Origin of the sequence: Mycolicibacterium fallax (assembly GCF_010726955.1) — a bacterium.
GTDB classification, from domain to species: Bacteria; Actinomycetota; Actinomycetes; order Mycobacteriales; family Mycobacteriaceae; genus Mycobacterium; species Mycobacterium fallax.
This window is the reverse complement of sequence record NZ_AP022603.1, coordinates 3,440,822-3,453,241: the sequence shown is the minus strand read 5'-3', so window position 1 is coordinate 3,453,241 and position 12,420 is coordinate 3,440,822. Positions and strand designations below refer to the sequence as shown.

The window sequence follows — 12,420 nt, the reverse complement described above, 5'->3', positions numbered from 1 at the left end:
TGGACAGACCAGCAGCTACACGCTGCCCACCACCCACAGCACCGCAAAAATCAATCCCCAGACACCTCAACCGGGTCGATCCACGGATCGAGGCTTAACCGTTGTGCTGCATGGGCGTCGCGGAGCGACATACCGAATGGTGAGCCACCGCCTCGGCCGCCCCAGCGCATGGCCCATCAAGGGAACTCACCGTGCGCGTCGCCCTGCTTGCAGCAGATCCTCTGCGCCCCAAGAGGTTATGCGCGACAACTTGGTGCAACGAGCCAAGTAGCGGATGGCCAACACCACGACCGAAATTCACGCCGCCCGGATCAACACCATCGCGATGATCGTGAGATCACCCCTTCGCCTATTTCTTGTTTAACATCAGCATGCCTGTCTACTGACTCAAGCCGTACGCCCAATGGTCCTGGCCTCAACTCGATATGGCCGGCGTCACTGGACGCATGAAGATTCGATGAAGAATCGCGTGCACCCTTCTTGTATACCCCATAGGGGTATATGGTGGCGGTTGACGACGGCGCTGCTTTGCTCGGCGCTCGGGCGTAACAACATCGCCGCATCGCCATCATGAGAAAGGGAGCTCGGGATGACTACGACGGAATACCGCGTTACGGGGATGACTTGCGGGCACTGCGAGTCGTCGGTTCGAGACGCAGTCCGCGATCTTGACGGTGTTAAGCGGGCAGAGGTGAGTGCTGCGACGGGAAAGTTGGTGGTGACAAGCGACGAGCCCGCCGCCGATGCCGCGGTGTTGGCAGCGGTCGTCGAGGCCGGATACACCGCTGTGCGGGTTGGCTGACCACCCTGACCCAGCGTGTTGCCGCGGCAGCGGCCATGAGTCCGCGGATGCGTCCCCCGCCTGAGAGGAAGTCCTGAATGTCAACATCATCGGTGCAACCCACGCCCGCCGGTGCCCACGTCGAACTCGATATCAGGGGCATGACATGCGCCTCCTGCGCTGCGCGCATCGAGCGCAATCTCAACAAACTCGACGGTGTCACCGCCACCGTGAACTACGCCACCGAAAAGGCCCACATCACCGTGCGGTCGGGAACCGACCCTCAGACATTGATCACCGAGGTCGACAAGACCGGCTACACTGCGACGTTGCGGCGCGGCGAGGATCACGGCGCCGGCTCCGGCGTTGAGAATGCCGACGGCGCGGAACTGAGCGCGCTGCGTCGTCGCCTGATCGGTGCCATCGTGCTATCGGTTCCAGTCATCGCCATGGCGATGGTCCCTGTCCTGCAGTTCACCTACTGGCAGTGGGTTTCTCTGGCGTTGGCCACCCCGGTGGTCGCGTGGGCAGGCTGGCCGTTCCACAAGGCCGCGCTGACGAACCTGCGTCGCGGTACGGCCACCATGGACACCCTCATCTCACTGGGCACGACGGCCGCACTGCTGTGGTCGCTGTATGCGTTGCTCTTCGGCACCGCCGGCATGCCGGGCATGACCCATGAATTCACGCTGACCGTCGCTCCCAGCGATGGTGCGGCCAACATCTACCTCGAGGTCGCGGCGGGCGTGACGATGTTCGTGCTGCTTGGCCGATACTTCGAGAAACGCTCCAAGCGCCGGGCGGGGGCGGCACTGCGGGCGTTGCTGCAACTGGGCGCCAAGGACGTGGCGGTCATGCGCGACGGTGTCGAGACCCGCATACCGATCGACCGGCTCGCTCCCGGCGACGAGTTCGTCGTGCGGCCAGGCGAAAAGATCGCTACCGACGGAGTCGTCGTATCGGGTAGCTCAGCCGTCGACGCCTCCATGCTCACCGGGGAATCGGTGCCGGTGGAGGTCGCCGCGGGCGACGCTGTCACCGGGGCCACCGTCAACGCCGGCGGCCGAATCATTGTGCGGGCCACCCGTGTCGGCTCAGACACCCAGCTGGCGCAGATGGCCAAGCTGGTGGAAAACGCCCAGTCCGGTAAGGCGCAGGTGCAGCGTCTGGCCGACCGGGTGTCGGCCGTCTTCGTTCCGATCGTGATCGCCGTGTCGCTGGTTACACTCGGCGCGTGGCTTGTCGCTGGCTTTCCCGCCAGCGCAGGGTTCACCGCGGCGGTCGCCGTGCTGATCATTGCCTGCCCGTGCGCGCTGGGTCTGGCCACCCCGACCGCACTGCTGGTCGGCACCGGGCGCGGGGCACAACTCGGCATCCTCATCAAAGGCCCCGAAGTGCTCGAGTCCACTCGCCGCATCGACACGGTGGTGCTGGACAAGACCGGCACGGTCACCACCGGCAAGATGGCGCTGAGCGATGTGATTCCCGCCGCCAGTACCGACCGCGCCGACCTGCTTAGGTTCGCCGGAGCGCTGGAGGATGCCTCAGAGCATCCCATTGCCAAGGCAATCTCCAGCGGTGCGGCCGCGGAGCTTGGGACGTTGCCCCCAGTGCAGGATTTCGCCAACGTGGAAGGCAAGGGCGTCCGAGGCATCGTCGACGGCCACGCCGTTGTGGTCGGGCGTGAATCACTGCTCGCCGACTGGTCTTTGCCGCTGCCCCCTGAGCTTGCCGAGGCCAAAACCGACGCCGAGAGGCAAGGGAAGACGGTGGTCTCCGTCGCATGGGACGGTCAGCCCCGGGGTCTGCTGGCCATCGCCGACCAAGTCAAACCCACCAGCGCGCAAGCGGTCGCCGACCTCATCGCTCTGGGCCTGACACCGGTGCTGCTGACTGGAGACAACGCCATCGTGGCCCACCAGATCGGTGCCGAGGTCGGCATCGACCAGATCATCGCGGAGGTGATGCCACAGGAAAAAGTTGAGGTTGTCGCCCGACTGCAGACCGAAGGCAAAGTGGTCGCAATGGTCGGCGACGGCGTCAACGACGCCGCGGCCCTGGCGCAGGCCGACCTCGGGTTGGCGATGGGCACCGGCACCGACGTCGCCATCGAAGCAGCCGACATCACGTTGGTACGCGGCGATCTGCGCAGTGCCGCAGACGCGATTCGCCTGTCCCGCAGCACGCTGCGCGCCATCCAAACCAACCTGTTCTGGGCGTTCGCCTACAACGTCGCGGCCATACCGCTGGCGGCACTGGGCCTACTCAACCCCATGCTGGCCGGGGCAGCGATGGCATTTTCCAGCGTGTTCGTCGTCGGAAACAGCCTGCGTCTTCGGTCGTTCAACAGCCAAGCCGCTAAGGGGCCCGCGCTCATTGCGGCAAGTGCGCGAGCCGCAGCGAATGGTCGATGACCACCTCAAGGGTTGCGTCGTCGAGGCAAAAGCGCAGGTCGGCAACGCAGGTGCCGAGATCAGCCATGTCACTGATGCGTTCGCCAGGTCGGTGCGCTCCTGGAAGTTAGCAGGATCAGCCCAGCGATGTAAGCAGCTGCTGGCACGCCTGCTCGCAACGTCGGCACACTTCGGTGCAAATTCGGCAGTGTTCGTGGCGCTCGGCGTGCCTGCCGCATTCATCCCCGCAGGAGTGAGGGGGACCCGTTTTGTGGTCCAGTCGTTATGCGACTTTCGGTTGATGGGTCGTGGCCCACTGTAGGGCAAACTCGGCCGGGGTGAGGTCGCCGTGGGCGGTGTGGGGCCGATTGGCGTTGTAGTCACGACGCCAGTCCTCGATGAGCACCCTGGCTTCCAGCAGGGAGTCGAACCGCCACGAGTTGAGCAGTTCATCACGAAGCCGGGAGCAATGATCAATACCTGTGGATGAGCCTCGGCGTGGGGGCGTGAAAATGGGCGCACCTTCCCGAGGATGATCATTACGGAATCAGGTATTCGATCAAGACCGGCGTTGGCGCGCTGGTTGGGAAGGTACGCCCATGCTCACCGTAGTTCACGATGGCCAGGAGACCAACGACGAAACCGGCGGACGCTCATTGCTCGATGAGATCGTTCGCGACGGCGCTCGGCAGATGCTGGCCACGGCGTTGCAGGCTGAGGTCGCTGCCTACGTGGCTCAGTACGCCGACCAGCTTGATGACAACGGTCACCGACTGGTGGTGCGCAACGGCTACCACCAAGCCCGTGAGGTGCTGACCGCGGCCGGCGCAGTCGAGGTGAAAGCTCCGCGGGTCAACGACCGCCGCCTCGACCTGGACACGGGCGAACGCAAGCGGTTCTCCTCCGCGATCCTGCCGGCCTGGGCGCGCAAGTCTCCGCAGATGAGTGAGGTCCTGCCGCTGCTGTACCTGCATGGCTTGTCGACCAGCGATTTCACCCCGGCCCTGGAGCAGTTCCTCGGCTCCGGTGCCGGGCTGTCGGCATCCACGATCACCCGGCTGACGTCGCAGTGGCAAGACGAGGCCGCCGCGTTCGGTCGCCGCGATCTGTCGGGCACCGACTACGTCTACCTGTGGGTTGACGGCATCCATCTCAAGGTCCGTCTGGACCAGGAGAAGCTGTGCCTGCTGGTGATGCTCGGTGTGCGCGCCGACGGGCGCAAGGAACTGGTGGCGATCAGCGACGGCTACCGTGAATCGGCCGAGTCGTGGGCCGATCTGCTGCGCGACTGCAAACGGCGCGGCATGACCGCCCCCGTGCTCGCCGTCGGTGACGGTGCGCTCGGGTTCTGGAAAGCGGTGCGTGAGGTGTTCCCGGCCACCAAAGAGCAGCGGTGCTGGTTCCACAAGCAGGCTAATGTTCTTGCCGCACTGCCGAAATCAGCACACCCGTCGGCCCTGGCGGCACTCAAGGAGATCTACAACGCCGAGGATATCGACAAGGCCCAGCTCGCGGTGAAAGCGTTCGAGGTCGATTTCGGCGCCAAGTACCAAGGCGGTCGCCAAGATCACCGACGACCTCGATGTGCTGCTGGAGTTCTTCAAGTACCCGGCCGAACATTGGATCCACCTGCGTACGACCAATCCGATCGAAAGCACCTTCGCCACAGTGCGTTTGAGGACCAAGGTGACCAAGGGGCCGGGATCGCGGGTGGCCGGTCTGGCCATGGCCTACAAGCTGATCGATGCCGCCGCGGCCCGTTGGCGGGCTGTCAACGCCCCGCACCTGGTTGCCCTGGTGCGCGCTGGCGCGGCCTTCCACAAAGGCAAGCTGCTTGAGCGTCCCGCCGACATCACGCCGCAGACACCGCCCTCAGACGACGATCAGCACGCCGGGACGGAGGTCGCCTGAAACACCCCGATCCACAGGTATTGACAATTCCTCGGTAATTCTTGCTCCAGTGCGACACGCCCCGGATCCGATCGTAATAGGCCACCTGATGGACCCACCTTTTGCCGACGTAGGGCACGTCGCAGACGATTCGCGGTGTGGCGAAGCCGGGCAGATAGCCCATGATCTCCAGTTGCAGCTGCTGGGCTTCCCACACGGCGATGCGCCAGTGTTCGGCGTTGGGGATCATGTCGCACATGTAGAAGTAGTAGGGCAGCACGCCGGCTTCGCCCTGCAGTGCGAAACACAGATCCAGCAGATCGGCGGAGGTCGCATTCACCCCGCGCAGCAGCACCCCTTGGTTCCGCACGTCACGCAACCCAGCGTCGAGCAGTGCCCTGGTGTGTTTTGTCAATAGGTTTCCGGCCGTTTGAGCGCTAATTTTCCGGCCATGTTGTTGGGATTTCCGGCCATGTGAGCGCTGCGGTTGGGCGATGGGCTGGGTCATGGTCGGATTGTGTTGCGGCACTGTGGATTTGTGGTCGGAGGGGGTGGGTCAGAAGGGTGGCTGGTGGGGGTTCGGTGTCGGTGGGGGCTGGTGGCGGGGCTCCAATCGTCGAAGTTGTCGGGCTAGGGCGCGGGGCGGCCGGTGCCGTCGTAGAAGTCGGATTCGCCGTCGCCGGTGAGCATCGCGGTGTTGAGGCGGTCTCGTTCGGTGGCGTCGGGGACGCCGAGGTGGGCGTAGGGTGTTCGGTCATCGCTGTTGGTTTTCCTGGTCCGGTGGGTGGGGTCATTTCATGAGGGCGTGGCTGACGCGGTAGGAGTCGCCGCGGAAGCGTAGGAGCCGTCCGTGGTGCACGAGGCGGTCGATGATCGCCGCGGCCATGTTGTCGTCTCCGAACACCGTTCCCCACTTCGAGAATTCAAGGTTGGTGGTGATGATGAGGCTGCGTTTTTCGTAGGCCTCGGAGATGACCTGGAACAGCAGCCGCGCTCCTTCGGGGTCGATCGGTAGGTAGCCGAGTTCGTCGAGGACCAGCAGCGGGATTTTGGCGAGGGTGGCCAGCTCCCGGTCGAGGCGGCCGGTGTCTTTGGCGCGGCGCAGCGTCATCACCAGGCTGGAGGTGGTGAAGTAGCGGGCCGGGATGCCGCGCTGGCAGGCTTCGGCGGCCAAGGCGGTGGCCAGATGCGTTTTGCCGGTCCCGACATCGCCGAAGAGGATCAGGTCTTGGGCGTGGTCGAGGAATTCCAGGTCGGCGAGCTGCTGGCGTCCGTAGCCGTCGGGGAACCCGACGGCGGTCCAGTCGTAGCCGTCGAGGGATTTGGCTGCGGGCAGCCGGGCGGCGGTCAGCAGCCGGGCCCGCCGGGAACGGGCCCGGAGTCGTTCTCCGCGGTCAGCATCCCGTGGAGATACTCACGCTGGCGCGGGGTGGCCTTGGTCGCCCATTCCTGCAGCACCGCCACGGTCAGATACGCCTGCCGGCCCGCGGCGACGACATCGGCGACGCTGACCGCGCTCACGCCGACACCTGCCCGGCGTCAGCGGCGGCCATCGCGGTTTGGTCCAGTGCTGTGGCCTCGGCGATGGCGAGGGTGTCGTAGACGCTCAGGTCCACGGCCGAGGCCAGGGGTTCGGCGCCGGCGGCGATGCGCCGGGCCAGCATGCCGACCGCGGCTGGTTCCGCGGCGCCGGTGGCGATGACGGTCTCCGCGGCGATGATGGTGTTGCCGAAGCCCGCTGGGCCGGCCGCCGCGTGGATCGCGGCGAGCATGTCACGGCGCTCCCGGACGGCGGCGGCGTCGAGCCAGTCCCGCACCGGGTCGCTGACCAGGGCGCGGACCGGGGAGTTGCCCCAGGTGCCGGGCTTGGCCGCCAGCAGCGGCAACAGTGCCACCGGGTCGAACACCGTCTCGGTGGTGTTGGTGTAGGCCCGCGGCAATGAGATCACCGGGTGGCCGTGGGCATCGAGGAACTCGATGCGGTCAAAACGCACTCCGACGGTGACCGTCTGGGCGGCCATCGCCGGCCCGGCGCAGTAGGAACGGCCCTCGACGAGCAGACTGCCGGTCTTGTCGGTGCGCCGCGCCACATAGCGCACCGGGTCGAACCCGACACCGGGCAGCGCCAGCAGCGCGGCCCGGTCGGCGTCAAACAGTTCACTGATCGGGGTCTGCTTGCGGTAATGCCCCGTGGCGGCGAGCTCCTCGCAGCGGGCCAGCAGCATCGCGTTGAGCCCGGACAAGCTCTCGGCCCGGGGTTCGGGGACCATCAGGTTGCGGCGCAAGAACCCCACCGCGTTCTCCACACTGCCCTTCTCATGCCCGGAATACGGGTTGCAGTACCGCGCCGCACACCGATAGTGCGCGCGGAACGCCCCAAACAGCGTCGATTCGACGACCTTCTCCCCGCGACGGCGCCCCGCCCCGGCGGCGTTGTCGAAAATCAGCTCCCGCGCCGCGCCGCCGATGTGCTCGAAGATCACCCGCAGGCCATGGCACACGCTCTCAGCAGTTTCCCCCGGATAGGCCTGGACATAGCGCATGTTGGAGTGCGGGAAGGTGACCACCAGCACGTGCAGCACCTGCATCACCCCGGCGATCACCGCTTGGGCCTGCCCGAAGTCGACCTGCCCGACCCCCGGCGGCCACACCAACTCGGAGAACCCCTGCCGCGCGCTGCGGCGCGCGGCCCGGTAGGCCTTCACATAGCGCTGCACCGCCGAATACGACCCCCCATACCCGTGTTCGGCGACCAGCCGGTCACAGACCCGCTGGGCAGTGTGGCGCTGCTTGCGGGGCCGACCCTCATCCTCGGCCAGCCACTCATCGATCACCGACGTGAACCCGGTCAGCACCGAAGCACCCGGACGCCGATGAATCACCGGCGGCTTCGGTGAGAAATCCTGCACGGCAATGTATTTCGCGACCGAGTCGCGGGAGATCCCCAGATCCTTGGCGATCTGGCGGGCCGAAACACCGGCAGCGTCGAGCTTCCGGATCTGTTCTTGCATCGTCATAGCTATCGTCATCTGCTTTCCGGTTCTCCCCTTCCACGAGCCGCTGCACAACCGCAGCAGCACCGCGAGAGAACCTACGAAGGGACACACCACCGCAGCACCGACTGGCCGGATTCTTACCGCTGAAATGGCAGGAAACCAGCCGCGCAGCTGGCAGGAAAACCCCGCCGAAACGGACTACCTATAGACGATCACAGACACCCTGGTCGCCTCGGCAACCAACGGGGTCACCGAATGCACGTGGTTGATATGGGTGTGCAACGCGAGGTTCACCCCACGCGCAGCGGCGGTCGTTGCCACCCGATGCACCCCGTCGACCACCTTGGCCTGCAACCAGTGCTGAGGCAACGCTGCCAGAGCCTTGGTCGCCAACCGGATGTCGCGGATGGACTCGATCTGGAGGAGCCGTAGGAGGAAGGATTCCAGGCGGGGCCAGGGCAGGTTCGCCACGTCCCCACCGGAGACCACAACATCGCGCACCGCGGGGGTGGCACGTAGGTAGTTCAGTATCTGGTCCTGGCGGTCGGCGGGCGCCAGCAGCAGGCTGGATTTTCTGACCGTGCTAGTTGAATTCCCGATCAGATCCATCCGAGTGCAATGCCCGCAGTACTGCGGGCAGGTTGACAGCAGTTCGGCCAGCACCTTCGTCGGGTAGCGATGGGTCAGTCCCTCGACCACCCACATATCGCTCTCGTGCAACGAATCCCGCTCGGCGTACGGGTGCGACACCCATTCCCGGTTTCGGTCGCTGAGCACCGGCAGCATGTACCGCCGAATCGGATCGGCGTAGAACTCTTCGGTGAACCCGGTTGCCTCCGGCGGGAAGTCCGGCACCATGGTGTTCAGCATCTGCGGGGGCAGCAACATCGACATCGTTGCTTTTCTGGCCTGATCGGCGGCCAGGTCGCCATAGAACCGCTCATCGAGCAGGTCCCCGGCCACGGCGCGCAGCTGCGTGATGTTTTTGACGGAATGCGCCCGCTGCCACTGCGGATCTCGCCATTGCGCCTCGGTGACCGCGGCCCAACCGGGATAGCGCCGCCAGTCCGGCTCACACAACTCCCGGCGCACATAGCTGTACGGCTGATCGGCGGCCGCGGTGTACCCCGTCGGTGCCGGGTGCGTGACCGCACTGAGAATCGTCACGGCGCCAGCACCTCTCGCGGCGGCACCACCGGTTCGGCGGACTGGATCAGTTCAGCGGCGACCCGACGCCCGGACCTGATCGCGCCCTCCATCAAGCCGAAGAACTCCAGGCTGGTTTCCGTGCCGGCCCAGTGCACCCGTCCGTGCGGATCGCTGAGGGTGGGCCCGAGCCGCAACCAGTCCCCCGGGCCAAACAGTGCGGCGTAGCAGCCCCTGCTGTAGTCGCTGGCCAGCCAGTCCGTCACCGTGCATCGCGTCGGCGGCGGCAATTGCGGGAACAGTCGGCCGACGTGGTCCAGCGCCGCAGCGCGCTGCGCCGCCGCCGTCAGCGCCGAAAACGCCGAGGCCGCCGCGCCGGTGACGAATCCGGTCAACACGCCCACCGATCCATCCGGTGGCGAGTCATCGACGGTCGACAGCAATGGCCCGTCGGTGCTCATCGACCATCCGGAGAGTCCGTGCTCACGCCATATCGGGGACGGGTAGCCCAGATGTACCTTTGCCGCGCAACCGCGCCCGGTGACCGCGGTCGCTCGCGGCGTGGCGAGGCCGGGCCGGAATTCAATGTTCTGCGCCAACAGCGGGGGAACCGCGACGACCACCCGATCGGCCCGATACCGACGGGGTTCGCCATCGACGCCCGGCGCACACCGCACGACAACCCCATCGGCATCCTGGTCGATGCGAACGACCCGATGCCCCAACCGCACCGGCCGGACAAGCCGGTCGGCCAGCGCCTCGCACAACCGGTGGGATCCCCCGTTGATGCGCCACTGCTGAGCCCCTCCGTCAAATGCGTTCAGATAGCGGATTCCGCCACCCGAGCGCAGATAAAAGGCCATATGCAGGACCGAGATGGCGGCGGGGTCGGCGGCCATCATCTCGCCGAGGAAGAGCGGCAGGAACGTTCTTGCATCCGGATGCCGCACGTCCTCGGCCATCCAGCGCGCAACCGTGCACCGGTCCTGACGCTCGGCCCCACGGGTCTGCCAGGGTGCCTGCGGATCAACCCCGGCGACCAGGCCCTCGAGCCGATCGAACAGATCGCCGATCGCGACCACGTCCAGCGGAGGCAGCCGGCCCGGGGTGGTCGTCTGGCGGTCCGACATCAGAAACGTGCTTGCCCCGGCCATCGCCGTGGGGACGACATCGAGCCCGTGCTGCCGAAGCTGTCTGAGCAGTTCGGTGTGCCGGACTCCGAGATAGGCGGCGCCGCCATCTGCGACGACGCCCGGGGATATCGGGACGCCAAGCATCCGGCCGCCGACCCGATCACGGGCCTCCAGCACGACCACCTCGGTGCCGGCCGACACCAGCTCGGCCGCGGCTGTCAGGCCCGCCAGCCCGGCACCGACGACGATGACACCCACGGCCTCCTCGGTCATGACGCCGCCCCGGCGACCTTGGCGAAAAGCCCCGCTGCCGAGGGATTCTCGATGAAGTCCTCCCACGAGAGTTCGGCCCCGAAGTCCCGCGCGATCGCACTGAGCACCCGGGTTGCCAGCAGCGAATCCCCACCGAGTGCGAAGAAGTCCGAGCACGGGGTCACTTCGGCCGTGTTCAAAACCCTGCGGAAGATCTCGACGATGCGGACGGTACTCATCGACTACCCCTTAGACATTGGAATGCGCTGCAGCACAGCGTGTTGCGGCCCGGTCGACCTTGCCGCTGACGGTGTAGCTCAGCGCGGAGACGAACGTCACCTTGCTGGGGACGAATTGACTGGGCAGGCGCAGCCGGAGATACCGTTGCAGTTCTTCCGCCGTCGTCAGCGCGGCCGGAACCACGTATGCGGTCAACGAGGTGCGTCCCAGCGAGCGCTCGCCGACCACAACCGCGCCCCCGACCGCGGGGTGCGCGTTCAGCTGCTCCTCGACCTCGGCCGGATGTACCCGCACACCAAGGACTTTCACTTGTTCATCCGCGCGTCCACGCGAGTACAGCAGACCATTCCGGCCGCGGTGGACCAGGTCCCCGGTGTGAAACCACCGATCGGGGCCCCAGCCATGGTCGGCAACTTCGAAACCGGCTGCGGTGGCGTTCGGCAGTCCGAGGTAGCCGGTCGCCAGTCCCGGCCCAGACACCAACAGCTCGCCACCTTCGGTGACGTGGTCACGCACATGGGGCAGCGGCCTGCCCATCGGAACCTCGCCGGCCTCGATGCCTGGTTCGGTACCGGGGCCGCTCAGTTGCACAGCATGGGTCACCATCGTCGTCTCGGTGCATCCGTATGTGTTGAGCAGCCTGATCCGCCCGACCGGCAGCGCACGCCACTGCCGCAACCGGGTTGGGTCGACCCGCTCGCCACCGATCACCACCAATCGGAGGCTCTCGGGCAGGGTCGTCGGCTCCTCGGACAGAAAGAGCACGAATTCATGCCAGAACGCGGTCGGCAGGTCAACGACGGTGATCTTCTGGTTTGTCAGCATTCGGATGAAGGACTGGAACGACCCCGAATGCGCCGCGTCATCGAAAACCAGGGCGGCGCCGGCGGTCAGCGCGGGCAAGATCTCCTCCAGGCAGGTGTCCCAACCGAGCGAAGCAAATTGGAGGACGCGGTCTTCGGGCGTGAGCTCGAACAGCTTTCTGAGGGCGCGCACCGTGACGGCCAGTGCGCCATGCGGAACCAGCACCGGCTTCGGGGATCCGGTTGACCCGGACGTGCACAGCGCATACGCCGGATCCCCCGGTTTCGCCTGCGGCAGTTCGGCATCTGGACGCGGCGGGTAGTCGGCGAGCCTGTCGATCTGCAGGTTGGCCGGCCCGCGCCGGTGAGCGGCCACCGCGAACAACCGGTCCAGGCCCAGCGCGGCCGCGAGCACCTCTTGGCGGGCGATCGGCTGGGTTGCGTCGATCGGGCAGTAGGTGGCGCGGGCCTGCAGTATCGCCAGCAGGTGTTGTCCCACGGCGGGTTCGGGTGCGACCAGCGCACCGATCGGCCCGACCGACCCGTCCGCGTCAATGCCAACGGACCGGTAACGCCGGGCCGTACCACGGACTCGTCCGGCGAACTCCCGATAGCTGATGGCCGACCCGTTGTGCACGACAGCCGTGCGGTCGGGCCAGGCTCGAGCAGCGGCCGTGAAATCCGTGATCACGCCTCCAGCAGCAACGGCGGTGGCGCTCCCCGCCCCGCCCTGCCCGTGTCGACCGGCTCCGTCGGGGACCGCGACGAAGCCGGCCTTGGGACACG

Annotated in this window: 11 protein-coding genes and 2 pseudogenes; 4 read left to right on the top strand and 9 right to left on the bottom strand. The window is 66.3% G+C overall.

Annotated elements, in window-relative coordinates; translation table 11 throughout:
• Window positions 1-589: 589 nt before the first annotated feature.
• The 3 genes from G6N10_RS16495 to G6N10_RS20760 all read left to right on the top strand — a co-directional run bounded on the left by G6N10_RS16495 (window position 590) and on the right by G6N10_RS20760 (window position 3,496).
• Window positions 590-802: a heavy-metal-associated domain-containing protein gene (locus G6N10_RS16495; RefSeq protein ID WP_085100108.1), complete on the top strand. Its 213-nt coding sequence runs from the start codon at window positions 590-592 to the stop codon at window positions 800-802.
• Between the two features lie 77 nt (window positions 803-879).
• Window positions 880-3,195, top strand: coding sequence for a heavy metal translocating P-type ATPase (locus G6N10_RS16490; protein WP_085100111.1), 2,316 nt, complete (start codon window positions 880-882; stop codon window positions 3,193-3,195).
• A complete protein-coding gene (locus G6N10_RS20760; RefSeq protein ID WP_163742546.1) occupies window positions 3,185-3,496 on the top strand; it encodes a hypothetical protein in 312 nt (103 codons plus the stop codon). The genes G6N10_RS16490 and G6N10_RS20760 overlap by 11 nt, the downstream gene beginning before the upstream one ends.
• On the opposite strand, the pseudogene G6N10_RS16480 reads toward G6N10_RS20760, so the two are convergent.
• A pseudogene (locus tag G6N10_RS16480) lies at window positions 3,458-3,637 on the bottom strand (integrase core domain-containing protein); the annotation flags it as partial. The gene G6N10_RS20760 and the pseudogene G6N10_RS16480 sit on opposite strands and share 39 nt — an antisense overlap.
• 136 nt (window positions 3,638-3,773) lie before the next feature.
• On the opposite strand from G6N10_RS16480, the pseudogene G6N10_RS16475 reads away from it, so the two are divergent.
• Window positions 3,774-5,085, top strand: a pseudogene (locus tag G6N10_RS16475) (IS256 family transposase).
• Here the strand turns inward: G6N10_RS16475 and G6N10_RS16470 are convergent.
• From G6N10_RS16470 to G6N10_RS16440, 8 genes are all read right to left on the bottom strand, one after another.
• Window positions 5,027-5,572, bottom strand: a complete 546-nt coding sequence (locus tag G6N10_RS16470) for a hypothetical protein (RefSeq protein WP_322790474.1) — start codon at window positions 5,570-5,572, stop codon at window positions 5,027-5,029. The pseudogene G6N10_RS16475 and the gene G6N10_RS16470 sit on opposite strands and share 59 nt — an antisense overlap.
• Before the next feature lie 282 nt (window positions 5,573-5,854).
• Window positions 5,855-6,400 (bottom strand): IS21-like element helper ATPase IstB, encoded by a 546-nt coding sequence (istB, locus tag G6N10_RS16465; protein ID WP_276509313.1) that lies wholly within the window; start codon window positions 6,398-6,400, stop codon window positions 5,855-5,857.
• Between the two features lie 11 nt (window positions 6,401-6,411).
• The gene (locus G6N10_RS20620) at window positions 6,412-6,585 is read right to left on the bottom strand and encodes a hypothetical protein (protein WP_276509296.1); all 174 of its coding nucleotides are present in this window, start codon (window positions 6,583-6,585) and stop codon (window positions 6,412-6,414) included.
• Complete coding sequence (istA, locus tag G6N10_RS16460; protein WP_085100250.1) at window positions 6,582-8,081, bottom strand: IS21 family transposase; 1,500 nt, start codon at window positions 8,079-8,081, stop codon at window positions 6,582-6,584. The genes G6N10_RS20620 and istA overlap by 4 nt, the downstream gene beginning before the upstream one ends.
• A 177-nt stretch (window positions 8,082-8,258) precedes the next feature.
• A complete protein-coding gene (locus tag G6N10_RS16455) occupies window positions 8,259-9,227 on the bottom strand; it encodes a KamA family radical SAM protein (protein ID WP_234810475.1) in 969 nt (322 codons plus the stop codon).
• Window positions 9,224-10,612 (bottom strand): flavin monoamine oxidase family protein, encoded by a 1,389-nt coding sequence (locus G6N10_RS16450; RefSeq protein WP_085094123.1) that lies wholly within the window; start codon window positions 10,610-10,612, stop codon window positions 9,224-9,226. Before G6N10_RS16450 ends, G6N10_RS16455 begins: the two co-directional genes overlap by 4 nt.
• Window positions 10,609-10,830 (bottom strand): acyl carrier protein, encoded by a 222-nt coding sequence (locus G6N10_RS16445; RefSeq protein WP_085094125.1) that lies wholly within the window; start codon window positions 10,828-10,830, stop codon window positions 10,609-10,611. Before G6N10_RS16445 ends, G6N10_RS16450 begins: the two co-directional genes overlap by 4 nt.
• 10 nt (window positions 10,831-10,840) lie before the next feature.
• Window positions 10,841-12,325: an AMP-binding protein gene (locus G6N10_RS16440; RefSeq protein WP_085094127.1), complete on the bottom strand. Its 1,485-nt coding sequence runs from the start codon at window positions 12,323-12,325 to the stop codon at window positions 10,841-10,843.
• Window positions 12,326-12,420: the final 95 nt, after the last annotated feature.

What these genes read in the sequence shown, in the direction of transcription:
- G6N10_RS16495 (WP_085100108.1), top strand. Translation starts at nt 590, where the DNA reads ATGACTACGACGGAATACCGCGTTACGGGGATGACTTGCGGGCACTGC.
- G6N10_RS16490 (WP_085100111.1), top strand. Translation starts at nt 880, where the DNA reads ATGTCAACATCATCGGTGCAACCCACGCCCGCCGGTGCCCACGTCGAA.
- G6N10_RS20760 (WP_163742546.1), top strand. Translation starts at nt 3,185, where the DNA reads ATGGTCGATGACCACCTCAAGGGTTGCGTCGTCGAGGCAAAAGCGCAG.
- G6N10_RS16470 (WP_322790474.1), bottom strand. Translation starts at nt 5,572, where the DNA reads ATGACCCAGCCCATCGCCCAACCGCAGCGCTCACATGGCCGGAAATCC.
- istA (WP_085100250.1), bottom strand. Translation starts at nt 8,081, where the DNA reads ATGACGATGCAAGAACAGATCCGGAAGCTCGACGCTGCCGGTGTTTCG.
- G6N10_RS16450 (WP_085094123.1), bottom strand. Translation starts at nt 10,612, where the DNA reads ATGACCGAGGAGGCCGTGGGTGTCATCGTCGTCGGTGCCGGGCTGGCG.
- G6N10_RS16445 (WP_085094125.1), bottom strand. Translation starts at nt 10,830, where the DNA reads ATGAGTACCGTCCGCATCGTCGAGATCTTCCGCAGGGTTTTGAACACG.